Genomic DNA, 26467 nt, shown 5'->3' with positions numbered 1-26467 from the left:
CGCACAGCTGGTCAATGATGCTGTCGACAGCGGTCGAGGAGATGATTGCGGGCCACGGCCCACGGACCCAGGTGATGTCGCGACCATTGCGAACCTCTGTGCCGTAGTAGGTGCCATTGCCATCCCGGAGATACGAGGATCCACCGCACGCCCCAAGAAGGGTGAGCGCTCCCAGCCAGCATAACCACGACGCGCATCTCATGGGCTCCCCCGCTGCGAAATGGCTTCCCAGCCCCCGTGAGTCCACGGGGGCCAGGTCACCACAGTGCACGGCCGTGCCGCGTCTGTCTTTCCCCTGACAGAGGTATGCCGTGCTCGCGCCCTGCCCTTCGGTGCTACCCGCCGCGAGGGACAGACACGCGGGCCGTTCGGCCGCAACCTGCCGGGTACATGCCCGAAAGACGCCCATGTCGAACTCCCCGCGTCCGCCGCGAAGGAGCATTCCAGACACGTCCCGCCCACGCGCGGGCGGGTGAACCCGGCGAGGAGTGGCGATGAGATATCCGTCACGGACGGTGGCGAGCCTCCTTCACGAGCGCATGCTCCAGCGAGACCCCGTGGCCACCACGGAGGTCCTCCGAGCCTTCGTGGACCCGATTCGCAAGGCCCTCGAGCACCACCTCTCCTGCTCGGCCGATGACGCCTACGACGCCACCATCGACGCGCTGATGCCCTATCTGGCCACCCCTGAACGTTTCGATGCCAGCCGCGGCACGTCCCTGGGTGCGTACCTGACCCAGGCCGCGAAGAAGAAGGTCCTGGACCAGTGGAGAAAGAACACGGCGCGGGGTCAGCGAGAACTCAAGTTCGCGGGCGTCGTCGAACTCCAGGCCCGGGCCCCGAATGAGGTGATGGAGCACTACGTGGAAGCCAGCCAGGCCGTGAAGAAACTCGCGCCTCCTCGAATGCCCGAGAGGGATTGGGCACTCCTGCGCGACGTGCTCCTGGGGGAAAGCTCCACCCAGGAGATGGCGGTGGTGCTGAGGCTTCATCCCGGTCCTGAACTTGAGCGGCGGCGTGAGGTCAAACGCCACCGCGACCGGGTCATGAAGCGGGTGGTACGCCTGGGAAGAGAGGACCGCGATGACGAATCCTGACTGGCTGGCGGACGCCGCGCGGAAAAGCGAAACCCAACACTGGGCGCTCGGTCGCGTGCTCGCGAACTACCGCAAGGTGGAGCAGTGCACCGAGGAGGCACTCCAAGCGGAGCTGGGGTGCTCCCGAGAGACGCTCCAATGGCTGGCATTGTGCCGGCGCCCCGAGGGTGAAGCCTTCGCCGCGGATGCCTCCCGCATCGCCAAACGTTTTGCAGTGGATCTCTCGGCGCTCATCCGGGTGATTCGGCATGGCGAGGTGATGAATGATTTGTGTTCGCGAGGAGGAAGCGACGCCGAGTCGCGCCGCGACACCCTCCCGCGCCAGATGGCGGCCCGTGACCGAACGCGAGACGACCCGGACGACCCATGAGTGAATCCTGGCTGCAGGAGGCCGTCGCGCTCAGTGGCCTGCCTCCTCCCACGACCTTCCCACGAGACCTCATCATCGAGGCGCCGCCGCCCCACCTCCTCCCCATCACGTTCGTGGGGCTGCGCGGACTCACGGTCGCCGCCATCGAGCACTGGCTCGTGCGCCGGGGGCTGGACTGCCCCATGAGCGGCGCCTCGCGCAAGCTGCATGGGCTCATGGTGTGGATTGAAGGCAAAGGCATCCTCTTCCACGACCTGGATGACGCCGAGGACGAGCAGCGCTTCACCGTGGCGCACGAGCTGGCGCACTTCGTCCTCGAACAACGGATGCCCCAAGCCCGGGCGTCGCGCCTCTTCGGCGCGGGCATCCAAGCGGTCCTCGATGGCCAGCGTCCGCCCACGCCCGAGGAGCGCGTCTCCGCGTTGCTCGAACACACGCCGCTGAGTACACAGGTCGATCTCCTGGAACGAGGCGCGCAGGGCGAAATCCTCCAGGGCAGCATCCGCAAGGCCGAGCGCCGCGCGGACCAGCTGGCGTTCGAGTTCCTCGCGCCCGCGAGTCAGGCCCTCGCCGTCGTGAACGGGACGTCCGCGGCAGAAGGCGTGACAAGGCTCGCGCGGACTTTCGGACTCCCGCGCCACGCGGCCGAGCGCTACGCGCGACTGCTCCGCCCGAGCCTCCACGCGCCGCGCTTCTCCCTGGCCGAGTTCCTGGACGGGACGGAGGATGACCATGGTCGACCCTGACCTCCCCGACGAGGGCGATGACGACTTTCGCAGGGCCTTCGGCGCGGACCTCGCGAGCCTGCTCGACCTGGAGTCCTGGACGCAGGACATGGACCTGGGCCCGGTCATCCAGACCTTCCGCAAGGAGGTCACGCAGGCGGTCAACAAGGAGGACTACCTGCGCGAGCTCGTTCGCCGCGAGCTGCTTCCGCGCATGCAGGGCCGCACGGGTGGCCCGCCGGAAGCGGGGCTCTATCAATGTACGGAAGAGGAGCTCATCGACATCCAGCAGGGCCTGCTCTTTCGCGGCAACGTGGATGCCGTGTGCGGCAGCGCGGTGTCCCACGACAACCTGTCCCTGGGCATCACCCAGCTGGGGCTCGTCATCGCCAACTACGGCGGCACCTCCGGCTCGCTCTCACAGCGGCTGTTCCGCCGGGAGGTGGCGGACACCCACGCCAATGCCTTTCAGGAGGCCTGCGACTTCATCGAGCGCCGGCAGAAGAGCCCCTACGGCGAGCGGGACAGCCTGTCCAAGCTCGCGCGCCGATGCATCCGCCCCTACGCGGAGCGTGCCCTCCTGGTGCACCGCGCCGAGGCCGAGTGGCGCATGGGCGTGGGCAACCCCTGCACTCGCGAGCTGGTGACGGGCGCGGGCTATCACAGCCTCCTCCATGCTTCGCTCAGCGTGCTGCGCAGGCTGGTGACGAAGCACCCGAAGTTCGTCTTCGTCTCGGACGACCTGGAGGAACGCGGGCTGCTCACGCTCGGACACGCGCTCGATTCCCGCGAGTACCTGGTGCTGGAGACGATGGAGCGCGAGTGCCATCAGTATGTCAATGAGTGGGAGTACCGGAACCACGACAGCCCCCGGGCCCGCCGCTTCGTCCAGGAGTGCTGCCCGCTCATCCTGCGCGGCGTGTATCGCGTATCGACCCGCTCGCCGCCGCGCCTCTTCTACGCACATCGGGACCACGTACACCTCGCGGTGCGCGTCGCCATGGCGGACAGCGCCATGTACCCCGAGCGCGGCCTTCCCATGCTGCTCGGCGTCGCTGCGGCGACCTGTCGGTCTGTCTTTGGCGAGGACGGCTTCCTCGGCCTCGTGCAGGACGCCTATGCGCAGGCGGGCGCGAGCCTGCGGTATCTCCACGCGCCCGCGCGGCGCCGGTAGTCAGTCCACGCAGTCTTCAGGGGGGAAGTGTCATGGCGGATGATGGCAAGGCATCACAAGGCCAGGGGGTTCCCATGGCGCGCGGTGGCGCGATGCGTGCCTCGCCCGTGGACGAGGGCCCCAGTCCTTATGGCGCATCGAGGTCCGCGCCTCGGACCTCGACCGCAACGGTGAGCCGGCCTCCCTTCCCCCCCGGCGCGGGCGGCCCACGCGGCGAACCCGCGCGGCCTCCCCCACCCGTGCAGGAGGCCCCGCCTCGCGCGAATGTCCGCCCCCCCTCGGCGCGCGCGCCCCTGGTCCGCCCCACACCTCCCGACGCCCTCCAAGCGCTCCAGGAAGTGAAGGTACAGGCGCAAGAGGCCGCGCGACTCGACCCGGAGCTGGAGAAGGCCGTGGCCTTCACGCACTTCGACACGGCCGGGAGCGACGACAATCACGTCACGCTGCTCATCACCCGCGAGGATGTTCCCAAGCTCGCCTCCCAGTCGCTCGTGCGCATCCAGTCACGGGCGGATGGGCGCACGTATCTGGGCATCGTGGTACGGGGTCCGTTCGCGGAACCCAACGCGGTCCCCGCCAATTCGAGCATGGCGGTGGGCGTGGTGACGCAGGGCAAGAAGCTCGACTACACCTTCGACTTCCACGGCCGCGCGGAGGTGGAGGTGTTGGGCGAGGAGGTGGAGGGCGCGCTCGAGCCACCGCGCTTCCGTCCACAGCCGCAGAGCCCCGTGTTCCTGCTCGACGAAGCGGAGAGCGCGCGCGTGCTCGGCGTGGGCGGCGACCTGTGCCTGGGGCGCGTGGTCGGCTACGAGCGGATGGAGGCCCGGCTGAATCCCCGGGACAAGGCGCTCTTCCCTCGCCACACCGGCATCCTCGGGACGACGGGCGGCGGCAAGTCCACCACGGTCGCAACCCTCATCCACCGGGCCCAGGCCGCGGGCATCGCGACCATCGTGTTCGACGTGGAGGGCGAGTACACGCATGTGGATGAGCCCGCGGACCACCCCGCGATGAAGGAGGCACTGCGCCGGAGAGGACAGACTCCCGAGGGCGTGCGAGACCTCCACATCCATCACGTGCACGGGCGGAAGAGTCGCAACCCGCGGCATCGGAACCTGCACCCGTTCTCGCTCCAGTTCTCGCGCCTGTCGCCGTACGCGGTGGCGGAGATCCTCGACCTCTCCGAGGCGCAGTTGGAACGCTTCATCCGGGCCTACGACGTCACGAAGCTCCTCTTGGGGGACTTCGGCATCTTCCCCAAGCCCCATGACCCCAAGACCCTCAGGCAGGCGCTTGAACTGGACGAGCACACCGCGGGCTATCCGCACATGACGCTCCAGCATCTCCTGGACGTGGTCAGCGTCTACATCCACAGCCTCAGCGCCGAAGGCCGCGCGGAGGGCACGTCCCGCGCTCGCGGTTCGGCGCGCAAGCAGGGCTCGCTCTTGGACGGCCTCGAAGCGGACGACGCGCCAGCGCCTGAAGAAGACACCCCGGCGCGCGCACCGGGGCTCGTGCTCTACAGCGAGTTCCGCACCGCGTCGCACAAAGTCATGGCACGGGTGAGGGCGCAGCCCAGCCGGAATGAAATCAGTTGGAAGGCCCTGGCGGGAAAGCTCCACCGCCTGCACCGGGTGAAGCTCTTCGACACGGGCAACTCGGGCGTGAACTACGACGCCCTGATTCAGCCCGGGCGCGTGTCCATCATCGACTTGTCCGACACGGAGTCGCCCCAGCTCAACAACCTCGTCATCGCTGACCTCTTGCGCGGCGTCCAGGATGCCCAGGAGGAGAGCTACGAACGCTCGCAAGCGCAGGACACTCCCGTCACCCCCGTGCTCCTCATCATCGAGGAGGCCCACGAGTTCCTCTCCCACAGCCGCGTCACGACGCAGATGCAGAATCTCTTCGAGCAAGTGGCGAACATCGCCAAACGCGGGCGCAAACGCTGGCTGGGGCTCGTCTTCGTGACGCAACTGCCGCAGCACCTCCCCGACGAGGTGTTAGGGCTCATCAACCAGTTCGTCATCCACAAGATGACCGACATCGGCGTCATCTCCCGGCTGAAGAAGACCGTGGGTGGCATCGATGAGAGCCTTTGGAACCGGGTGTCTCGATTGGCCCCAGGTCAAGCCCTGGTCTCGTTCAGCAGCTTCACCCGACCGCTGCTCGTCGCGGTGGATCCCGCCCCCATGAAGCGCCTGCTCGTGGACTGAGAGGGGCCTGTCTATCATCACTCCCGGCACCGGCGCGCTCCCGTCCAGCTCTGTCTGACTGACACCACCGCGCCCCTCGAAGGTGGCTCATCCACGCCCCGTCCAGATGGGGCGCGGTGAGCTGTGACCCATGGGCTTACTTGGTGGTCTCCGCATTCCTGTAGTTGAGTCAGCCCATGCGAAAACTCCTCCTCCTCTGCTTGCCGCTATTCGCCTGCGTGACGACGAAGTCCGCCCCGGTCCCGGCGTCTGCCGACTCCAGCGCGTTGCATCAGGTGAAGCGGGTGAAGGTGGCCGAGGGGGTCGAGCTCGAGCTGCTCGACTTCGGAGGCCAGGGGCCCGCGCTCGTCTTCCTGTCGGGCTTGGGCAACACGGGCCACGTGTTCGACACCTTCGCGCCGGAGTTCACCGCGGCCCATCACGTCTATGCCGTCACCCGCCGGGGGTTTGGCTCGTCGAACTGGCCCGAGCAGGGCTACGACACTGCCACCCTGGGCGAGGACGTCGTCCGGGTGCTGGAGGGGCTGGGAATCGCGAAGGCGTCATTCGTGGGCCACTCCGCCGCCGGGCCAGAGCTCACCTGGGTGGCAACCCATCACCCGGAGCGCGTGGAGAAGGTGGTCTACCTGGACGTGAGGACCAACGGTGACCTGCTGGCGGAGCTCCTTTCGGTCGTGCCCATGCCTCCTCCGAGCGAGCCCGCGCCCGAGGACGTGGCCTCACGCGCCGCGCTCGCCGCAGCAGTCGTGCGTGACGCCGGAGGAGCGTTCCCCGCGCACGAGATCGACGAGACGAACGAGTTCGATCCGAAGACCGGGCACTACCTGCGCAGCCGCAAGTGGCCGCACGCGGAGGAGCGGGTGATGAAGGGTTTCTCGAAGGTGGACTTCGCGGCCGTGACGGCGGCCGTGCTCTTCCTCTACGTGGAGCAGCCTCGGGCCGGGCGGCCGGAGGACCTCCCTGGCTTCTCCCAAATGGACCTTCCCGTGCAGGAGAAGTTGAGGGCCCTGAGCGCCAGGGCGATCCAGCGGGACGCCGAAATGCTGAGCGTGATGAGCATGCCGAACTGGAAGGGCATCAAGCTCGAGCACGCGCGGCACTACGTCTGGCTCACCAACCATGACGAGGTGCTGCGCGAGATGAAGACCTTCCTCGAGACATTTTGAAAGGGCGGCGAAGGCGCGCTGGCCAAGCCCTGGTCTCGTTCAGCAGCTTCAGCACGCTCGAAGGTGTTGGGCTGCCCCGGCCCACGCCGGCGCTCCACGCAGTCGTAGCTCTTGTTGGCGAGCGCTCGCGCATACGCAGCCGAAATGCCGGCGTGCTCGCCGAGCACCCGGGCGTGATAGGCGTGACTGAGTTCGTGCAGCACGAAGATGGGCATCCGCCTGGTCTCTTGCTCGAAGATGAGAACGTTTGAAAACTCGATGCTCTTCAGCATCGCCATGTTGCGACAACTCCGGCGAAGCCAGGGTTCGGCAGCGTGGTACTGACCCACCTGCGGTGCGTTGGGATAGGGCGGCGAAAGCCACAGCGTCACCTTGCGAAGCTGAGCCACAGGACCTGCCGGGACGAGCCGGACGACCTCCTTGAGCTGCGCCGCCAGGAGCACCAACGCCTTGTCCGTCAGGGACTTGTTCGCCGCAGCGAACAGGCGGTCATCAATGCGAACCGTCCAGCCCTCGATCGTCTGGGTCTGGTAGGTGGGAACAGGACTGGCTGCGGAGACGACGCAAGTGAATGCCAGGACGGCGAGCAGGAGCCATTAGGGAGAGGGCTTGACTCATCATACGCTCCGCATGTCTGGAGATGCTGCGGGGCGCCCTCGGCCGCCTTGTCGCCGGTGACACCGCCGAGGCGGCTCATGCCCATGAAGCGTCTGCTCGTGGACGGAGAGAGGCCGAGTTATCATCCGCGCCGCGCGCCTGGCCCGACCGAGGGCGGCGCGCGGAGGCGGGATGTCGTTTCAGGAGAAGCTGAAGCTGGAGCTGACGCTGACCCTTGGGGAGAGGGCCTTCACCATTCCCGGTGGACAGGTGGAGCACTTCTCCCTTCGCCTCTCGCCCTATGGCTTCACGGGCACGGTGCGGTTCTGGACCTCGTTGGAAAAGGCCGACGCCCCGCTCTTCCTCGCCTTCAGCAAGCCGGACCTGCTCCGAGTCCGCTTCTCCGTCGCCGGGGTGTACGACCCTCCGCCCACGCCGCTCGTCGTCCAAGGGATTGCGCGCTCCCGAGGGCTCACCGGCGTGGAGCATGGCACGGCGCAGGGTGAGGGCCGCGCCTTCCGCCGCTATGACATCGAGTTCGCCGACAGCGCGCAGGTGCTGTGGCGCCAGCACCGGCCCATCGAGCTGCACACCGACAAGAAGGTCTCCGAGCTGCTCAACCTCCACAAGGCCGGAGGCATGGCGCTGGACCTGGACTGGGACGTGCTCGAAGCGAAGCAGGCGCTCATCTGTCTGGGGATTGGCGAGGACGACCCGGCCGCGAGCTTCTACGACTTCGTCATCTGGTTCATGGACACGCGCGGCGGAGTGCTCGCCTATGACTGCGCCAAGGACCGCTACGCGTTCCTCGAAAAGAAGACGGCCACGGGCAAGTCCACGCTCGTCAGTCGCCGCCACGTCGAGCGAGCAGACGTGGAGCTGCCTCCGGTCATCCGCCACGCCACCCGCGTCCTCAATGGCTTCTCGACGCGCCCCACCACCGTCACGCTCGAACAGGCGCAGACCGAGCCCGGCATCCAGCACGACATGCTCGTGCGCACCCCCATCGCCGCCGAGGCCGAGCAGCGACAGTCCCTGGAGAAGGGACGCCTCCGCCTGCGCCAGCGGCAGGTGCGCGTGTCGTTCAAGGACTTCCCTCCCCTGCCCTTGCAACCCGGCGTGCTGCTCCGCATGGAAGGCGGACTCTGGAGTCCCGACCTCGTCGGTGAGGGCGAGGACCTCCGCGTGCGCGAGCTGGCGCTCGAAGGCCTTCGCATCGACGAAGGACAGCACCAGGGTCAGCAGGACCTGCTCGAAGGCTACGACGTCACGCTCTCCACCCTGCTGGAGCAGAAAGCGGACACCGCCCCGAGCCTCCCCACGTACCGCCCGCCCCGCTATCCCATCTACGTCGAGGGGAAGATTCACAGCCCGGGCGGCGAGGCCACGGATCGCATCTACCTCCAGGTGGATGACCCGAAGACCTCCGTCACGAACTACCGCATCACCATTCCGCTGTGGAACAAGACCGTGAGCGTCCCGGCCGAACCCGGCGCCTTCTCGGGTCACTTCTACTTCCCGCCCTACAAGAACGAACGCGCCCTGGTCGCGCTGCACTTCGAGCGCGCCGAGCTGCACCGCTTCCTCGACTGGGCCGAGGGCTCGCGCGTGCCGCAAGACAGCCAGGGCGACCAACTCCTCCTCGGCAAGCGCGGCACCAATCAGACGGCCATCACCCACGACTACCAGGACGGAAACCCCGTCTGGAACATGGGCCGGGTGAACGCCAACGACACGGAGATCATCCGCATCTCCGAGGGGCGTCTGCTCATCCAGACGAAGGAGGAGCCCGGAGGCGCCCCGACCACGCCCACGTATGACGTCACCCCGCAGGTGGAGACGGCGAAGGGCGACCTGAGCGCGGGCGTGAGCGGCGCGGTCGGAGATGCGACCGCCGCCTACCGTGGCGCCTCCTCGGCGGTGAACGCGAAGCTGAACTCTGCCACATCGGAGACCTCCGCCGTGCTCGCCACCGCCGAGTCCGAAGCGAAGGCCAAGGCCGCCGAGTCCAAGGCGCAACTCGAAGACGCGCTGAATCAGGTGTCCAGCCAGACGGGGGCGCTGGCGGGCGCCGCCGCCGACGCGAAGGCCGCGCTCGCGGGGCTGCGATGAGCCAGCCCATCCGTCGAGGCAGGAGAAACCCATGAACGACCTGCGTGCCACGGTCGCGAAACTCAAGGCGGATGTCGAGGCCTTCGGCTCGGGGCTCACCCCGCGCATCACGGCCTCTCGGGGCGAGGTGGAGTCCCTCGCGGGGGGCGTCGCGGCTCTCATCGCCGCGCTCAAGCCCGAGGTGGACACGAAGCTCTCCGCGCTCACCGCGCAGATTGACGCCGCGGACCTCACGCTCGCGGACCCGTCGTCGCGCTTCACCCAGTTCGCGGGCCAGCTGGATGCCCATGGGCAGGCGCTGAAGGCAGCGGCCACTCGCGCCCGTGCCCCCCTCGACGCGCTCCAGGCCGAGGCGACCTCGCGCACTCAGGCCTTGGAGCAGTCAGCCCGGACGTCCAGCCAGGGCTCTCAGGCGCAGCTCACCGCGCTCCAGCAGCAGGTGACGCAGCGCTGTACAGCCTATGACACGGAGCTGGAGTCACGGCTCAAGGCGCGGGGCGGCACGTCGTCGGAGGTCGCGGCACGCCGGGCCCGAGGCAAGGCCCTCATCGAACAGACGCGCACCCAGCTCGATGGAGACCTGAAGCAAGCGGGGACGCAGGTAGACTCCGCCGTCGCGGCGCTCCTCACGCGCATCGGCGGGACTCGCGACGCGGCGAAGGCCCAGGCGACGCAGCTCGGCACCACGCTCGACACCACGGTGGCCGAGCCCACGGGTGTCCTGGATGCATTGCGCAAGGAAGTCCTCGCCGCGGGCAAGTCCACGCAGGCCACGCATCAACAGCAGTCCAAGCTGCTCGACACGCAGCGCAAGTCGCTGCGCGAGCAGGTGGCCAGCGCATCACGGGCCGCGAGCGGACTCATCACGCCCCTGGACACGACGGTGGGCGGCGCCTTGGCCACGGCGAAGAAGCAGGCACAGGGCGCGCTGGACACGCTCAACCAGACGCTGGGCGGACAGCTCGGCACCGTGCGCTCCCAGCTCGAAGCCGTGGAGAAGATCATCGAGCAGGCCCAGGTCCGCATCGAGGCGCTCATCACGCAGGTGGGGACGCTCATCGACGGGTTGGTGAAGGGCACACTCGACGCCGTCGCCACGCTGCGCGCGCCGCTCCAGCAGGCCATCGACGCCGCGTCCGCCACGCTCGACTCGCTGACGGCGCAGATCTCCGCGCTCAAGGAGCAGGTGCTCGCGCTCTTCGAGGTATTGCCGCAGCAACTCGAGAAGCTCCAGGCCCTCTTCCAGCAGATCACCGGCTCGCTGGAGGCGCTGCTCGCGCGCGCCATCTCGCTCTTGGAGGCCGTCCCCGCGGAGAACCTGCCCAAGCCGCTGGTGACTCCGGCCGTGACGTCCATCGGGCAGGTGGTGAAGCAGATCACCACGCAGCTCGGCACGGTGACCTCTCAGATGGGCCAGCAGATGCAGTCGATGCAGACGCAGCTCATCACCCAGGTGGATACGGTACAGACGCAGGCCCAGCAGCAAGTCACCGCCGCGCAGCAGCAGGTGGTGGCGCAGATGGGCACGCTCACCCAGTCCGTCGTGCAAACCATCCAGCAGGCCTCCACCCAGATTTCCCAGGTGGTGGCGACGGGCGTCACCCAGATTGGCGCGGCGAAGGAGCAGGGCGTGCAACAGATTCAGGCCCTCAAGCAGCAAGTGGCCGCGCGCGTGGATCCGCTGAAGACGCAGGTGCCGCAGCGGCTGTCCGCGCTGGATGCACAGGTGACCTCGGGCCTTCAGGCCGCGGTGACGCCCATGAAGGCGGCACGGACCTCGGCCGAGGGACAGGTGTCCGCCACGCGCGCGCAGCTCGCCACGGGCGTGGACTCGACGAAGGCCACCATCACACAGGGCCTGAACGCGCTGAAGCAGGCCCGCACCCGCGCGGAGACGGCGATGACAGCGCCCATCGACCAGGCCCTCGCCGCGTTCCAACAGCGCGCGGACGCGACCCGGGATGGCGCCGTCGCGCAGGTGAACGCCGTGTCGAGCCGAGCCACCGCGTCCAAGCCCCAGCTCTTCTCTCCCTTCGACGCCATCGCGGCCCAGCTCCAATCCGGCACGCTGCTGGCCCAGCCTGTGACTGTGGTGCAAGCCAGCGCGACCGCGGCGCTGAATGCGCTCGGCACGCAGCTCGCGGCCCTGGTGCGCTGAGAGGAGTCAGCTACTTCGGTGCCGCGAACTTGGGCGCGGCCGGAGGCACGGGAGCCGCCGGCGCGGCGGGCGCCGCAGGAAGCGCGGGCGCGGCGGGCATGTCCGGGACCGACAGCGGCAACGGAATGTCCGTCCGGATGCGGCTCTCTTGCAACTCGATGTCGATGGAGTCCGGCACCGGCGTGTCCAGCAGCGCCTGCCACGCGCCATTGGGCGTGGTGAAGAGGAAGCTGACCGCCACGGCCTTCTCGGGCGGCAGCTTCACGCGCACCTGCGTCGAGCGGCTCGGGTAGACCACCGCCGTCTGCAGCACCGACTCGTCCGGGGTGATGACCTTGGCGGCGACGTCGCCGTAGCCCTCCGACAGGTACGTCTTGGTGACGACCGAGCGGATGACCATGTAGAGCGGTCGCCCCTGGTTGGTGCCCGGCGGTGCCTTGACGTTGACGGTGAGGTGCGGCGTCGCACAACCCACGCTCCCCAACAGGAGCAGGAGCCCCGCCGCGATTCCCAGGTGCTTCATGGCGTCATCCCCCGGAACGGCGCCCAGGGCTCGCCCCGGAGTCCGAAGCTGAGCTCCAGCACCTTCTCGGCCAGCGCGGATCCGCGGCCCGGCAGCACCCAGACCACGTTCTGCTGCTCCGTGAGGGTGGCGGACTCCAGCAGCCGGAAGCAGTTCCATGACGAGTGAGACATCTCCATCGAGCGGTAGCGCTTCCCGTCACGCGCGGGGGTGCGCAGCTCGACGCCAATCGAGGCCGGCTGCGGGCTCACCCAGCTCAAGGGGAAGTCCGCCCAGGTGGGGCGCTGGTTGAAGCCAAACGCAGCGGCCCCGCCGCACTTCAAGAAGGACATGGTGACGAAGTTGTCCGGCGCCGGCGAGGGCGGCAGCGGCAGCGGACGCACCTGCATCTGGATGGGCTTCGCGTTGCCCTCGTCATCCCACAGCAGCCGCGACAGGTGGCCCACCTGGCTGAGCGTGGTCAGCATGCGCGCCGGAAGCTGCAGCCGCGTCTTGAGCGGGAAGCGCAGCGTCCACTCCGAGCCGCGCTCCTCCAGGAGCGGCGACAGCACCTGGGTGACGAACTGCCAGAAGGTCCCGTCCTTGCGCCGAAGGATCTCCAGCTCCGATGGATCCACTTCCTGCTGCGCGTTGGCGTTGAACGGATAGCGCTTCACGAGCGGCTCCAGCACGCGGCGTCCCTGCCACGCCCACTGCTCCGCGATGACGCGCTCCAGCTCCGCCCGGCCCCGGCTGCGAACCACGAGGAAGGGCTGACGGAACGGTTGACGGAACTCGCCCACCAGGCCGTGCTGATCCAACCAGGCGTCCACCCGGCGCAGGTACGAGTCGTCCTCCTCCAGCAACATCGCCAGCGCGACGCGCCCCGTGGGAGACAGCAGCTCGCTCAGCTGCACGCCCGTGGGGTTCGGCGCGGGGGCCGCGGCATCCTTGGCCGGCGCGGGCTTGGCGGTGGCGGCCTTCACCCCGTTGAGCTCCATCTGGAGCTGCGAGATGAGCGTCGTGTACGCAGCCAGCTCCGCCAGGTTGCCGTTCTTGTCCGGCGTCATGAGCTGGACGACGGGCTTGAACGGCGCCACCGCGTCGCGCATCGCCGCGTAGTAGTCCCCTTCCAGCGGCCCGATGCTGGCGCGGCCCGACACGTCCCGGAGCATGGCCTCCAGGTTCGAGGACGGCTGGAGCAGCACGGCGAGGTCCGCAGACAGCGTCGCGCGCGAGGTGTGGAAGCGATAGCCCCGGTAGCTCGCGAACAAGTCCTGTCCATAGCGGCGGGCGAAGTCCTCCACCTTCCCGCGCACGAAGCTGGCGCGCTCCACGGCCTCCTCGCGCGACAGCTTGGACTTGGCGAGCCGCTCGGTGAACTCGTCCACCAGGGGGCTGATCTGCGATTCGAAGTCGGAGCGGCCGAGCACGCGCCCCACCACCGGCGCCTGCCCGCTGGCGAACTCCACGTCGTCGTCGCCTTCGCCCTCGGTCGCCACGGCGGACACGGTGCTCCCCGTGCGCGGCGTGGACACGCTGGTGTCGAAGGGCGAGCGCCCCGTCTCCTTGAGCTTGCGGATGAGCTTGTCGAGCAGTTGGCGCGACACGTCCATCGGGCTGAACTCGAAGTCCCGCTGGAGCACCTCGACGCGGTACAGCGCGTCTCCATCCGCGGGAGCGAAGAGGCCATCCGCGCGCGTGAGCAGCTGCGCCGGAGTCATCTGCTCCGCGGCACGCAGGGCCACGTCCGCTTCGTCCTCCATGCGGAGCACGGCCTCGAGCACTGCCTGGTTCGAGCGCATCCAGTCCAGCGCGCCCAGCATGCTCTCCACGCCCTTGAGCCGCCGCGAGTCCAGCTTGACCGACGAGGCATTCAACAGGTCGAGCACGCGACGCGCGGAGCCGAACGGTGCGCTCTGCGTGAGCTGCTCGCGCAGCACCACCCGCTCCTCACGCAGCTCCTTCCACGCCGCGAGGTCGAAGTCTCGCGCCTCCAGGAGCGTGTGCAGCTGCTGGAAGTGCTCTCGCCACGGCCCGAGCAAACCCTCGCTGCTCAGCCACGCGAAGGGCCACGTCGCCCACGGGACGTCCTGATCGAACGGCGTGTCGCTGGCGATGACGTAGTCGGCGATCATCGGGCCGGCCAGGCCCACCGCGTCCACCCAGTTCTTCTCGGTGTTGCCCACGGTGCCGCTGGACAGGTGCAACCCGAGCGCCTCGGACGTCCAGCCGAGCTGCCGCTTCTGCGGATCGCGCAGGCCCTCGAGGACGAAGTGTCCCAGGTCGTCGTTGCGCGAGGCGTACAGGACGCCGAGCGTGTAGAGGACCTCCTCCGGCCGGCAGAAGTCCTCGCGGTGGCAGGTCTCATCGTCACCCGGGGCCGGGCGCGCCGGAGCGAGCGGCTGCGCTCGCGTCGTGCGGCCCAGCACCGGAACGGGGTGACAGCCCGGGATGCGCGCGCCACAGCGGCGGCACTGCTCCTGGCACCACTCGAGCTGCGGCTTCAGGTACGACAGCCGGATGCTCTGGGCGAGCTGCGAGCGAAGGTCCGCCCACTCGTCGGTGAAGCTGCTCGCCAGCGGAGGCCAGTAGCGCGTCGCGCCCCAGAGGTCCTCCATCGCCTTCATCGCGTCCTGCGTCTGGCCCTCCACCACGGAGCCCGACACGCTCTGGTGCCGCTCCTCCAGCCGCTGCACCGTGGACTGGAACGTCACCAGCTTCTGCTGGGCCTGAAGGAGGAGCTGGTAGAAGTGCGCGTAGGCCGCCAGCACGGGCAGGCAGCACACCGCGAGGATGAGCGCGCAGCGCCGCAGGTGCATCCATCGATAGCGCGCGAAGAGCTGCTGCGGCTTCTGATCCATGCGCACGGACAGGGCCCCGGGAGCCCGGTCCTCGGTCGCCAGCGCGGACAGGTGCACGCGCGACAGCTTCAGCGGATACGCCAGCGAGCCACCCTCGACCAACGTGGCGACGAAGCGGCCCAGCACCGCGAAGCTCTCGCTGCCTCGGCTGAAGAACGAGGCGAGCCGCTCGAACGCATCCGGCGCGAGCGACGTCAGGCCCAGCGCCAGGTACTTCTCCAGCGGCCGGAGGCTGTTGCCGAGCTGCTCCTCCTGCCCCGCGGGCGGAACCTCCAGCTCCAGCGGCACGCCGTTCTGCCGCAGCAGCTTGGCGAAGTCCGAGAAGCCCTCCAGCGTGTCCATGTGCGTCAGGCACAGCCGCGTGTCCACGGACGCCTGACACACCTCCGCCAGCAGGTTGATCTTCCCGCGCAGCAACTGCGTGACGCGGCGGACCTCGTCCGGAGACGTGTCCGCGAGCCAGCGCACGTCGAGCACCACCACCACGCGTCCCAGGTGCTGGCGGCCGAAGCTGGCCTTCCACAGCTTGCGCAGCGCGCGGCGGGCGTTGCGCGAGCCGTCTTCCAGCACGGGCGCGGACACCTCGTGCACCACCACGTCCGGCCCCAGGTACATCTGGAGCAACGGGTCCTCGGTGAGGCTGGGCAGGAACTGGTTGGCTTGCCGCTTCCAGTCCACCTCGACGTCAATGAGCCGGGACTTGCCGCTGCCCGCCGGGCCCAACACGACGACCGTGGGGAAGTCCCGCACGGAGGCCCGATAGCGCCACGGCAGCGCCTTCAAGAAGCGCGCGCGCAGGCGCATCAACTGGCCACTCGCCAGCGGGCGCTGACCTCCGCTGGGGGACACGCCGGCGCTCGAGCGCTTGCGCCACCAGAGAAACACGCCCGCGCCCGCGGCCAGCAGGACGCCGAGCCCCGCCAGCACGAGCGCCAGGTGCGGCTTGAGCACCGCCCAGGCGTTCTGGAGCGATGCGCCCATCAGCCCTTCCCTCGCGTGGACTCACGCGTGGCGAGCTGGAGCGCCTCCAGCACCTCCTCGGCCTCGTCGAGCGACGTGCCAATCCGAGCGCGCAGCGCCTCCTGCTCCTGGGGCGGCGGCATCGCATCCCCCTCGGCGGGCTCCAGCGCCGCGATGTCCCGGCGGATGTCCGCGAGCAGTGGCGCGAGGCCCTCGTACAGCTTCCCCAGCTCGGCGGTCAGGTCGCGCGTGAGCGTGTCCAACACCGCGGAGAGCTTCGGCCCCGGTCCCTCGCTCGCGGGCTTCGGCTCCTGTCCCTCACGTGAGGGCCTCGGCTCCTGTCCCTCGCTCGGCGGCTGCTCCCCCAATTTCGACCCGAGCTTCAATTGGAACTCCACCACAGCAGCACGGGCAGCCCGACGACGATGGCGGCCGTCACCAGGTAGTAGTGCGAGGGGAAGTCGTAGATGGTCGGGGGTGCCCCCTCGGGCACGGCCAGCGGCGCCGCGGGGACGGCGAAGGGCTGGGGAATCCGCTCGGACAACCGGTCCTTGAACGCGCGGATCCGCTCGGGCTGGCCCACGAGGCGCCCGGTGAATCCAGCGGCGAGACAGAAGCGGAGCATCTCGAACACGATGGGCGGCGTGTCCTGCCGGCGCAACTTCTCTTCCACGAAGTCGTAGAAGAGGTCTCCGCCCGCATCCACCTGGAAGAGGTTCTGCTGGAGCAGCGGCCACATCGGCTGCTCCGCGTCCGCCAGCCTGCGGAGGACCTGCTCGTCGATGAAGTAGGCGAAGGGCCGGATGACGTCCTCGACCTCGTCGGGGCGCAGCGTCTCACCGAAGGCGGCCCGCAGTCGCTCGAGCTCCACCAGGAGCTGCTGCTCCAGATGGCCCAGCGCTTCCATCCCCACCCGCACCTGCGCCCGGCGCGCCCCCGGTGCTGGCTCGGCGGGCAGGATCCGGTCGAACAGCGCGCGCACGCGTCGCTGTGTCGCCAGGATGGAATGCCAGAGCTCCAGTTTCATGGATGACCTACGGCAGTGGAAGCGGGCCCAGCCCCGCCACCGAGGCCCTCAGCTCAACAGTTGCCTCGTTGTTCCAAGCATCCAGCAGGTCTCTGACCTGCTCAAGAAAGCAGACGACAACAGGCTCATAGCCGGCGTCGAACGGCTCCATCACCACCTCGTAGACATGACGGAGGCCGGTGCCCTTCAACGCGCTGTCCGGGACAACACTACACCGCAGGTCCTTCAACCACGGCAGGACCCGCCGGAACGGGCTCTCAGCGGGCGTGCCCAGGTGCCCCAGGAGCGCCACCACCTCGTCGCGACCCAGGGTCGCCTTCGCCTTCCACGCCAGGAACTGCGTGAGGGCCTCCACGTCGTTGCGCACCGTGCTGTCCCGGTGAGGCTGGAGGCTGCCCACCGTCTGCCAGCGCAGCCCTTCGATGTGGCGCCCCGGCACCGTCACCTCCACGCGCCCCGCCGCCTGCGGCGAGAACTGCGGCTGGTGCCAGAGCGCCTCCAGGACAATCTTGCGAGGCGCGGTGAAGGCCTCGGGCATGCGCACGATGAGGCTCTGCCGCGATGACAGGTCGTCGTCGAACGTCTCATCCACCTCGTAGCTGGGACCGCGGCCCGGCAGGAACGCGGGCCGCAGCGGGGACAGGCCCGCCTTGGTCATCTCGAACACGCCCGTCACCGAGTGCAGGCTGAACTCGCGCCCGGCGCTCATGCTCAGGATGGGGTGCTCGGCGCGCGTCCCGTCCGCGACGATGACCTGCGCGGGCTCGGCCTTGAGGTTGACCAGCGGCACGGTGAAGAGCTGGAAGAAGTCCGGATGCAGCGACCGGCCCACCGTCCAGTCCTTGTCCAGGTCCAGGCACAGGCTGAAGCGCTGCCACGAGCTGTTGCGCGGCGGCGGCACCTTCACGTGCAGGAAGAGCTGCCGCTCGGGGAACTGGAAGAAGGCGCGCAGGCGCTGGAAGGGGTGCGCGTAGAGCGCGGTGTCGTCCGGAGCCGGCGGGTCGCGGTTGAACGACACCTCGCACGGGCTGCCCGCGGAGTGCTCATCCGCCTCCTCGTCGTAGACGACGCTCACCTGCTGCACGTGGCGACGCAGGGCGTGGAACACCGCGAGCGACGAGCGGTAGTCGTCCAGGTGGCGCACGTGCAGGCTGAGCACGTCGATGGCGTCCTTGCGCGCGAAGCGGGACTCGAAGCGCAGGATGAGCCGGTGGCCGCTTCTCACCTGCGGCACGACGTCCGTCTGCTTGAGGAAGATGGGCAGCACGCGCAGGTCGCGCTGGAGCCGGAAGGAGCCTGAGACTCCCTCGGCGGGCGTCAGCCGCAGCTCCGTGCCGCGCGTGAGCACCACCGGCTCCACCATCTTCTCGGTGGGCACGGCCTGGGCCATGGCCGCGGCGGGCACCGGCTCCAACAGGAAGTCGAAGAACCCGGCGAAGAGGCGCCGCCACGTGGAGCGCAGGTTCATCAGCGTGGCGTGCCGCGTCTGCACGGAGAAGAACGCCATCGCCTCGATGAGGCGCCGCACGTCCGGGTCCTCGCGATCCAAGGGCGCCGCGGGGTGCCGCTCCTGGAACCGCTGCCGGAAGCGCTCCAGGCCATCCAGCTCCTGGAGAAAGTCGAGGTAGATACGCTCCGAGAAGTCCTTCACCGCCCGCTCCCGCCTCGCGCCCGGCTCAGCCGAGCTTCACCAACGAGCCGCCGACGCTGGTGATGGAGCCCTTCAAGTTGGCCAGGCCGCTGGCCTCCAAGTCGAGCTTCCCCGTCGCCGACACCTTCGTCATCGCGCCTGACAACTCAGACTGCGCCTGTCCCGCCAGCTTCAGCGTGACGCCCTGCACCTTCGCCTCGCCGCCCGACGTCACCATCGAGGCGGCCATGTTGCCCTTCATCGCCAGGTTGGACGTCGCCTCGATGTTCACGTTCGCGCTGGAGGACAGCTTCGCATCGCTCGTCGCGGTCTGCGTGAGCTTGGCGTTCGTGGTGAGCGACATGTCCTTGGTGCTCTTCACCGACAACGTGTCCTGGCTCGTCCACGCGGACGTGCTCTTGGACTTCATGGTGATGGTGTCGGTGTCCAGCGTGAAGTCCTTGCAGGTGACGACGATGCTGTCCGCCTTCTGCACGATGGTGCTCGTCTCCGAGGGGCCTTTCACCTTGATGGTGATGCTGGTGCCGTCCAGGTGCATCGTCTGGGTGATCTGATCGTCCGCATTGTCGATCTGCACCGTGATGCCCTTTTCCTTGTCCAGCTCGATCTTGCAAACCAGGGTACCCATCTGACCTCGCCTTCCGAGCTGGACCCAATTTCTGGCCCTTACGCCGACTCTTCCTTCACCTGGATCAGCAGCGCGCCTTCCTTGATTTCAATCTTCTCCGTGTCCTGGTCGTGCGTGCGCTGCAGCAGGAGCACGGGCTTGTTGTCATCGTAGAAGTGACGCATGGACGTGCCGCTCTTCGTCGTCTTGCCCACCAGCAGGTGCACGCCCTGGCCGTCCGAGGGCAGCCGCGCCCCCGCGCGCCAGTCCAGGAAGCGCTTGAGCCACGCCCGCTGGAAGTCGAGCGCCACCAGCACGCGCGCGCCCTTGTAGGCCGGGAAGTAGAAGTGGCCCGGCTGGAGGTTCGCGTTGAACGGCACGGCGACAATCTGGTTGGCGAACAGCGGCAGCTTCACCTTGTAGCTGTCCAGGGACGTCGTGCTGTCCGTGTACGCCTGCCACGTCTCGTCCTTCGTCTCGCCCACCTCGCTGACGATGGTGCCCTCGACGAAGCGCGGGTAGTGCGGCGTGACGAACGGCGGCAGCTCCTGGTTCGGCTCGTCCTTGCGCTCCAGCCGCGTGCTCAATCGCAGCGCATAGCCGCCATCCGGATTCGCGTGCTCCGCGTCGGGACCCGCCTCGAGCGCCTCGGCGCGCACCTGCACCCGCCGCACGCGGAACGTCTCCGAGCCCGGGACTCCCGCCGCCGCGAAGCCCGCCGTCGTCGGCAGCTTCACCAGCGCGCCCGGGGCGAACGCCACCGTGGGCAGCCGGTTCCACGTCAGCTCCAGCTCCAGGCCCCGCGCCTTGAGTCGCGCCGTCTCCAGCGTCACGCGCTTCTGGACATCGTTGTCGATGTCGGTGCGCAAGAGCACGTCATGGCGGATGCCGCTGACGGCCTGGTCCTGGGTGATGGCCTGGTTCTTCGGATGCTCCGCCGCGGCGTTGAGCACCGCCACGTCATGGCGGATGACCTCGGGGAAGACGACCTGCACGGACGACACGTCCTCGGCGCGCAGCGTGAGGGGCGTGCCCGTGCTGTCCTTGGCGGCGCGGAACACGTAGCCCTGGCTGGCGTAGTCGTAGGCCAGGATGCCGTTGCGCGTGTGCACGTACCACAGCACGAAGTCGTAGAAGCTCGCCCCGCTCTCCGGCGCGAGGCCCAGGAAGATGAGCGGACAGGTGCTCCCCAGCCCCGCGCTCCAGTCATACGTCAGCGCGATGCGGTCGCCCTTGTGCGCGTCCAGCACGTCCTCGAGCGTCTTCTCCGTGTAGAGGACGCAGGGGTGGTGCTGTCCCCACAAGAGGCGCGCGGCGTCGATGAAGCGCACGCCGTAGCGCCGCGTGGTGATGGGCGCGCCCTTGGCGGGCACCACGGTCTGCTCGGACAGCGTCTTGTCCACCCCGAGGCCCTTCACCTTCACCGAGGTGAACGCGGGCCGCGTCGCCGTGTCCGAGTACACGGCCTTGAGTGCGAGGGAGACCTCCACGAGGTCCGCCTTGAGGAAGTCCGGGAGCAGCGCGTCCTTCTCCTGGCCTCCCCGCCCCTTCGTGTCCGCGACGTTGAACTCGACGCGGCCCGAGTGGCCCCAGGTGTGGAGATCCAACTCCAGGAGCTTCACGTCTCCGGGGGCCACCTCATGGGCCGTGCCCCCGATGGTGAGCGTGAGGGAGATCGCCAGCCGGTCCGTGGTGAGCGGCGCCATCAGTCGTCCTCCTGGACCCGCACCTGGCCGGTGACGGTGTGGAAGACGATGCGCAGGCGACAGCGCTCCTCGTTGAAGACGCCATCACAGTCGAAGTGCAGCCACAGGCCGCTGTCACGGCCGCGCAGCTTCACCTCCACGGTGCCCAGCCGAGGCTCGTGCATGGCCACCTCCGCGCGGATCTCCTCGGTGAGCGCCTCCACCAGCTCGCGCGTGCCCAGCTTCTCCGTGTACCCGCCGAGCCCGAAGTCGTGCATGAAGAAGCCGTAGCCGCGCTTCGTGTTCAGCACCGCTTCGATGTTCTGGATGACGTGGGCCAGGCTGTCCCGCACGGTGGGCTTGTGGCCGTGACCCGCGAACTTCTCCAGGAAGGGTGCGCGGGCCATCGCTAGGACCTTCGCCAGAAGAGAGAGGTCTGCGCGCCCTTGAGCGCGGGCGTGACATAGAAGGCCACGCCATCCTCGCGCAGCGCGTGCTGCCACTCCTCACCCAAGCCGAGCACGTACCAATCAATCTCCGGCCCCAGCGCGTGCGGGAAGGACGGGAACGGCACGTGGGTGAAGGTGACGCCCTTGAGGGCCTGCCGGCGCACCAGGGGAAGCCGCGAGGGGCTCGCCAGCTTCACGCCATCCAGCGGCGTGCGCGCGCCCGGCTGCGTGCGCTGCACGAGCAGGTACATCTCCGTGGCGGTGCGCACCTCGGGAGGCAGCGGCGAGCAGAGGAACTGCCCGTCCTTCACCGCGAAGGCCTTGTGCGTGGAGCGCGTGGCCTCGGGCTGGAAGCTGCGCGTGAGCAGGCGCATCCATCCGCCCAGGCTCTGCGACAGGTCCTCGTGCTGGTACACCGGCATCTGCTCGTCCGGGAGCATCTCCAGGTAGCAGCACGACTCGAAGTACACGCGGCGCAGCGAATCGAACAGGTGATACGGATGCGGATACACCTGCCGCGTCATGTCCTTGCGCAGGGCCTGCAGCCGATGCACCTCGAACAGCGCGCGCCGGGCGTTGGTGAGCCGGTCGCTGCGCAGGTACGTGTCCGAGATGTGCGTGAGCAGCTGCTGCCGGACTTGGTCCAACAGCTCGTCCAGCCCCGCCAGCAGCTTCTCCAGGAAGGGGTTCGTCCCCACCAGCAGCAGGGGCGGCACCCAGTCCGGAGACGCCGCCCAGGCGCCCTCCTCGTCTTGAGACACGGCCGCCAGCCCCATGGAGGCCACGGCGCCGTCGAGCACGGGCTCGGACGAGAGCTGGAGTCGGTGCAGGACGCGCTGGAGCACCGGCGGATCATCCGCGTACAGGCGCACGCCCTCCGCGCTGGTCGTCTCGCGGAGCACGTGCAGGTAGACGATGAACTCGGAGCGTCCGGAGGCGTCCAGCGACAGCGGCGGCAGCACCGCGTTGCCGGGCACGTCCACCACCGCGCCGTTCTTCATCACCACCGTGAGGGATGAAATGGAGAGGCTGCCGGCGCTCAGCAGCGACTCGTTCCACGCCAGCGCGGCCACGCCATAGGACGGCAGGCCCGACAAGGAAGCATGGAGCCGGACCTCGGCGTCCAGCGCCTCCTCCTGGGCAGTGAAGTGTTCCGGGAGGAGGGTCTGGCCTACGTGCCAGCGGACCCGTGCGAGCTTGTACCGCTGCATGACGCGATCATCCCTTTGCCAGGAGCCGGGGCGGTGTGCGCGACCCGCTCCCGGCTTGGTGTATCAGGATTCCAATCGCCTAGCCGGCCGTCTCAGTGACGCCCCACTTCTTCGCCAGCTTCTTGGTCGAAGAGGTGGCCAGGTTCAGCGACTGCTCCAGGGTCTGCGGCTTGATGCCAATCTGGAACGTGTAGTTCTTGGGCGACTGGACCTCGGAGGACGGGTTGTCCGCCACGGCCATGTTCAGGTCGTCGCCGTTCTTCTCCAGCAGACCCTTCAGCTCCGCGTCGAGGAAGTTCGACTTGAAGTACTTCTTGCCGAGCGGATCGTACTCGTACACGACGTACTTGAAGACGACCTCGATGTTGGAGAACTTGCCCAGCAGCATCTCGGCGATCTTCTGCTTGTTCGCCGTGGACACCTGACCGGAGAAGTACATCGCGTCCGTGATACCCGTCTCCCACAGATAGTGGTTGAGCACCGCCACGACCTTGTCGGCAATGGCCTGCTCCGGGTTCTCCGGATCCTTGATGGTCTCCTGGTCCGCCGTCAGCGCCACACCACCAATGGTGACGGCGGTGATGTAGCCAACCGGGGTCTGCTTGTCCTTCTTGAAGTTGAAGCCCTGATACACATCGAGATTACGGGAGAATTGAGGCATCCCTCACTCCTTGTGATGAAGGCAGGCGTACCTGCCGGAGGATCAACCGAGCCGAGACTCGAGCATCAGCTCCACATTGAGGCCTTCGAACTGGATGTGGGGCAGCACTGCCAGCTTGCAATCGTACCAGCCAAGCTCCCCGGGCCGGGGGAACACCTCGACGCTGCTCGCCTTGAACGGGAAGCGCCGCACGGTCAGGTCATCCGGATTGGTCACCGTCGTCACGTAGCCAGACAGCCACGAGTCGAGCTGGCGCTGGATGTAATCCGCGTCCGCCGTGTTGCCGATGTTATCACGCATGATGCACTTCACGTAGTGCGCCAGCCGCGTGATGGAGAACGTGTACGCCAAGTTGGTGACGAGCTGCGAGTTCTCGGAGTCCTTCGGGTCCTTGAACTGCTTGGACACCTTGGCCGCCTGGGTGCTGAAGAACGTCGCGTCGCTGGAGCCCTTGCGGTAGACGAGCGGGATGAAGCCGCTGCGCGCGAACTCGTACTCGCGATAGTCCGGGATGGCGATCTCGACCGGCGCCTTGATCTCGTCCTGGCCGCGCAGGCTGAAGGTGTCCACCGGGAGGCCGGTGATGAGACCACCGCCCTTGGGGCCGCGGATGGACTGGCACCAACCGGAGATCTCGAACGCCTTCACCAGGTTGCGCGCCAGCAGGATGGCGGAGTTGCCCCAGAGGTACTTCTCCGAGTCACCGCGCGCCTCCTCCGTGAAGTTGAGGACGTCGCAGGGGTTCTTGTCCGGATGCCAGGGCAGGCGCAGCACGTAGCGCGGGAAGGTCAGACCGATGTACGCGGCCTCCTCCGTGTCGCGCAGCGCGTTCCAGCGGCCGAACCGAGGATGGGCCAGCACGCCCTCCAGGTTCTTGATGGCCTCCATCTCCTCGATGGTCTCGCAGCCGAAGAACTTGTGGCTCACCGCGGAGATGAACGGACAGTGGGCGGCGTTGGCCAGCTTCGCCATGCGCTGCAGCCACGTCAGGTCCGCCGGCGTGGACGAGAACTCATACAGGCCGACCATGGCGCCGAACGGGCGACCACCGTACTGGTCGTACTCCTGGATGTAGACCTTGTCGAAGAGCGCGCCCGCGAAGAGGTTGCTCGAGTTGTTCTCGAAGTCCTCGGCGAGCTCGTCCTTGGCCACATCGAGGATGTCGATGCCGATGTTGGCCTTGAAGTTGGTGTGCTCGACGAGGTCTTCCAGACCGCGCCACGCGGACTCCATCTTCTGGAAGGTCTCGTTGTGGAGGATCTCATTCATCTGCGCGTCGATCATGCGATCGATGCGGCTGATGACATCCAACACCTGACCCTTGTCGAAGCGGAAGCTGTTGTCGGGACCTCCCACCGGCTGGACGTTCTGCATCAGCGCCGCGACGCTGGAGAGGAACCGGCTCTCCAGAGTCACCGCCTGCTCGTCCACCACGGTGGAGAAGTTATTGACAATCATCGGCTCGGAAGCCTGCGGCGCTTCGAGCCTGACACTGCTGAAGAGGCGATTCAGATAAGTGGTTTCGGCCATGGCTGGCTCCTCAGAAGGATGTCGGCGCTACTTAGGCGGGCGGCTTGGTGGAGGCAGCCGCGGTGGCGGTGGCCGTGGCGGCGACAGTCGCGGCCTTGGGCGTACCGGCCGGGACGTCCTTCTTGGCCTCGGGCTTGGCGTCGGACTTCGCGTCCGCCTTGCCCTCGCCAGACGGCAGCCGCATGCTCTCGTAGCCCTTGAGCTCGCCGAGCAGCGCCTTGAGCGCGTCCGGCTTGGAGAACAGCTCATACAGCTCGCGGCGCAAATCCTTGCGGTTGTCGATATTCGACTGCATCTCCACGAGCAGCGTCTTCAGGAGCAGCAGCGCCTTGAGCTTCGGGACGTGTTTCACAATCTCATCCGGATGGAAGGACTTCATCCGGTCGATAGGAAGCGCAACGTCCAGGTCAGACTCGACGTCTGGATTGATGCGATTGGGCACCTGGAACTTGACGGACATTTTCATGTCCTTCATCAGCTCATCCAGGTTGCGTCCATCAATGGAACGCAGCCGGCGCGCCTCGAGGTCGTTCTTGCGATCCTCCGAGGAACCGAGCGAGAAGTCTCCCAACACCAGCAAGCGGAGCGGCAGGTTCACCGTCTCCTGTTCGCCATTGATGGTGGTGCGATACGTCAAGGTGATGCGTGATTTGGGAAGCTGGTCCTGAATGGCCACGTTGACTCCCTCACGGTGGAGGTATGCGGCCCCCGATGCGCATCAACCTTCCCGGGAACGCACCCTGCCAATGAACTTTTCCAAAGTTAGGCGTGATCCGAAGAGGCGTCAATAAGCGGATAGTCGTCATCACCGAGCATCCGCGCTACGTACCTGTGCCGTGTCTCCCGAGAACAAGAGGACTTCTTGGGTATGTTCGGGACCCCCGACAAGCGGATCATAGCCAAGGTAACTGGCGGCATGGAGCCGCGCGTGGCTGCTCTGATCCCTCAGCGCCATGATGATCTTGAGCGCGAGCGGCGTCTCCGCGAGGCTCGGGAAGATGCGGGTGGTGAGGCGACGACGCGCCTCGACCGCCCACGGGATTCCGGTGCCAGAAGTCGACTCGTCGAGGTGGATCCGCACCTCCACGCCGCCGGTGGGAACGGTGGCGAATCCGCCCACCGCGCTGCCGTCCCCCAGCGCCACGGCCCCCAAACGGATCCCCTTGGACTCGATGCGTTGCTTGCGCGTCTCGCGCCGCACCGTCACCTCGGCCTCGGGGAACACCTTGGCGAACAGCCAGTGGAGGCTGCTGGGGCACGCGAGCCGCAGCAGGCGCAGGCGGTGCGCCGTGGAGCGCTCCCAGCCGGGCAGCAGCGTCTCGTCGCGATCCGGGAACTGCCCGGCGAAGCGCGTGCGCAGCAAGAGATGGTCGAAGTAGCCGATGAAGTCGACCATCGCGTCGTGCTCCAGGCGATCCATGGCCTGAAACAAGAAGGATGGCAGGGGCGTCTGCACGCTGAGCAATCCCATGTTCACGGTGATGACCGCCCGCTTGCGCGGCTGACGCGTGAACTCGATGGCGTGCACCAGATGCTGCTGTCGCAACGTACTGCGGTGGCTGCGGAACTCGATGTCTGACTCGCTGTAGCCTTCCTTCGCGAGCAGGTCCAACAGCGCCGGGATGTCGAAGCTGCGGATCCGCTCGCTGATGCGCTCCTCGACGGTGAGCGCCCTGCCCTGCTCGCCCCGCTCCACCTCCATGGC

21 protein-coding genes and 1 pseudogene are annotated in these 26467 nt (G+C 67.8%); 8 read left to right on the top strand and 14 right to left on the bottom strand.

Translation table 11 applies throughout. The features are described from left to right. Positions 1–494 precede the first annotated feature (494 nt). From JGU66_31225 to JGU66_31200, 6 genes are all read left to right on the top strand, one after another. Entirely contained in the window at positions 495–1097 is a 603-nt protein-coding gene (locus JGU66_31225; GenBank protein MBJ6765259.1) for a sigma-70 family RNA polymerase sigma factor, read from the top strand. Beyond that, positions 1084–1467, top strand: coding sequence for a hypothetical protein (locus JGU66_31220; GenBank protein MBJ6765258.1), 384 nt, complete (start codon positions 1084–1086; stop codon positions 1465–1467). Before JGU66_31225 ends, JGU66_31220 begins: the two co-directional genes overlap by 14 nt. Next, complete coding sequence (locus JGU66_31215; GenBank protein MBJ6765257.1) at positions 1464–2213, top strand: ImmA/IrrE family metallo-endopeptidase; 750 nt, start codon at positions 1464–1466, stop codon at positions 2211–2213. Before JGU66_31220 ends, JGU66_31215 begins: the two co-directional genes overlap by 4 nt. Continuing rightward, positions 2194–3366 carry a hypothetical protein gene (locus JGU66_31210; protein ID MBJ6765256.1) on the top strand — a complete coding sequence of 391 codons (1173 nt, stop codon included), beginning with the start codon at positions 2194–2196 and terminating at the stop codon, positions 3364–3366. The genes JGU66_31215 and JGU66_31210 overlap by 20 nt, the downstream gene beginning before the upstream one ends. Positions 3367–3398: 32 nt before the next feature. Beyond that, positions 3399–5582, top strand: a complete 2184-nt coding sequence (locus JGU66_31205; protein ID MBJ6765255.1) for an ATP-binding protein — start codon at positions 3399–3401, stop codon at positions 5580–5582. Between the two features lie 275 nt (positions 5583–5857). Then, on the top strand, positions 5858–6748 hold the full coding sequence (locus JGU66_31200) for an alpha/beta hydrolase (GenBank protein MBJ6765254.1): 891 nt from the start codon (positions 5858–5860) through the stop codon (positions 6746–6748). Here the strand turns inward: JGU66_31200 and JGU66_31195 are convergent. Next, positions 6682–7026, bottom strand: a complete 345-nt coding sequence (locus tag JGU66_31195) for a hypothetical protein (GenBank protein ID MBJ6765253.1) — start codon at positions 7024–7026, stop codon at positions 6682–6684. The two genes, JGU66_31200 and JGU66_31195, sit on opposite strands and share 67 nt — an antisense overlap. A 511-nt stretch (positions 7027–7537) precedes the next feature. Here JGU66_31195 and JGU66_31190 point away from each other — a divergent pair. Together JGU66_31190 and JGU66_31185 are read left to right on the top strand one after the other, a co-directional pair. Then, positions 7538–9457: a hypothetical protein gene (locus JGU66_31190; protein ID MBJ6765252.1), complete on the top strand. Its 1920-nt coding sequence runs from the start codon at positions 7538–7540 to the stop codon at positions 9455–9457. 31 nt (positions 9458–9488) lie between these two features. Then, on the top strand, positions 9489–11615 hold the full coding sequence (locus tag JGU66_31185) for a hypothetical protein (protein MBJ6765251.1): 2127 nt from the start codon (positions 9489–9491) through the stop codon (positions 11613–11615). A gap of 10 nt (positions 11616–11625) precedes the next feature. Here JGU66_31185 and JGU66_31180 read toward each other — a convergent pair whose 3' ends face one another. The 13 genes and pseudogenes from JGU66_31180 to JGU66_31120 form a co-directional block, all read right to left on the bottom strand. Further along, entirely contained in the window at positions 11626–12138 is a 513-nt protein-coding gene (locus JGU66_31180; GenBank protein MBJ6765250.1) for a hypothetical protein, read from the bottom strand. Continuing rightward, entirely contained in the window at positions 12135–15962 is a 3828-nt protein-coding gene (locus JGU66_31175) for a hypothetical protein (protein MBJ6765249.1), read from the bottom strand. Before JGU66_31175 ends, JGU66_31180 begins: the two co-directional genes overlap by 4 nt. After that, positions 15962–16327: a hypothetical protein gene (locus JGU66_31170; GenBank protein ID MBJ6765248.1), complete on the bottom strand. Its 366-nt coding sequence runs from the start codon at positions 16325–16327 to the stop codon at positions 15962–15964. Before JGU66_31170 ends, JGU66_31175 begins: the two co-directional genes overlap by 1 nt. Then, the gene (locus JGU66_31165) at positions 16324–16968 is read right to left on the bottom strand and encodes a DotU family type IV/VI secretion system protein (protein MBJ6765247.1); all 645 of its coding nucleotides are present in this window, start codon (positions 16966–16968) and stop codon (positions 16324–16326) included. Before JGU66_31165 ends, JGU66_31170 begins: the two co-directional genes overlap by 4 nt. A 7-nt stretch (positions 16969–16975) precedes the next feature. Then, positions 16976–18619: a type VI secretion system baseplate subunit TssF gene (locus JGU66_31160; GenBank protein MBJ6765246.1), complete on the bottom strand. Its 1644-nt coding sequence runs from the start codon at positions 18617–18619 to the stop codon at positions 16976–16978. 25 nt (positions 18620–18644) lie between these two features. Continuing rightward, positions 18645–19247: a hypothetical protein gene (locus tag JGU66_31155; GenBank protein ID MBJ6765245.1), complete on the bottom strand. Its 603-nt coding sequence runs from the start codon at positions 19245–19247 to the stop codon at positions 18645–18647. 38 nt (positions 19248–19285) lie between these two features. Continuing rightward, positions 19286–20932, bottom strand: a complete 1647-nt coding sequence (locus tag JGU66_31150; GenBank protein ID MBJ6765244.1) for a hypothetical protein — start codon at positions 20930–20932, stop codon at positions 19286–19288. Then, on the bottom strand, positions 20932–21318 hold the full coding sequence (locus JGU66_31145; protein MBJ6765243.1) for a GPW/gp25 family protein: 387 nt from the start codon (positions 21316–21318) through the stop codon (positions 20932–20934). Before JGU66_31145 ends, JGU66_31150 begins: the two co-directional genes overlap by 1 nt. A 2-nt stretch (positions 21319–21320) precedes the next feature. After that, the gene (gene tssK / locus JGU66_31140; protein MBJ6765242.1) at positions 21321–22571 is read right to left on the bottom strand and encodes a type VI secretion system baseplate subunit TssK; all 1251 of its coding nucleotides are present in this window, start codon (positions 22569–22571) and stop codon (positions 21321–21323) included. Between the two features lie 79 nt (positions 22572–22650). Continuing rightward, a complete protein-coding gene (locus JGU66_31135) occupies positions 22651–23232 on the bottom strand; it encodes a hypothetical protein (protein ID MBJ6765241.1) in 582 nt (193 codons plus the stop codon). Positions 23233–23274: 42 nt separating this feature from the next. Continuing rightward, positions 23275–24762: a type VI secretion system contractile sheath large subunit gene (gene tssC, locus JGU66_31130; GenBank protein MBJ6765240.1), complete on the bottom strand. Its 1488-nt coding sequence runs from the start codon at positions 24760–24762 to the stop codon at positions 23275–23277. A gap of 163 nt (positions 24763–24925) precedes the next feature. Next, a pseudogene (gene tssB / locus JGU66_31125) lies at positions 24926–25438 on the bottom strand (type VI secretion system contractile sheath small subunit). A gap of 129 nt (positions 25439–25567) precedes the next feature. Further along, positions 25568–26464, bottom strand: coding sequence for a hypothetical protein (locus tag JGU66_31120; protein ID MBJ6765239.1), 897 nt, complete (start codon positions 26462–26464; stop codon positions 25568–25570). Positions 26465–26467: the final 3 nt, after the last annotated feature.

The sequence above is a fragment of the Myxococcaceae bacterium JPH2 genome (assembly GCA_016458225.1).
Lineage (GTDB): Bacteria > Myxococcota > Myxococcia > Myxococcales > Myxococcaceae > Citreicoccus.
The sequence above is the reverse complement of the archived record's forward strand: the minus strand, read 5'-3'. Positions and strand labels throughout refer to the sequence as shown.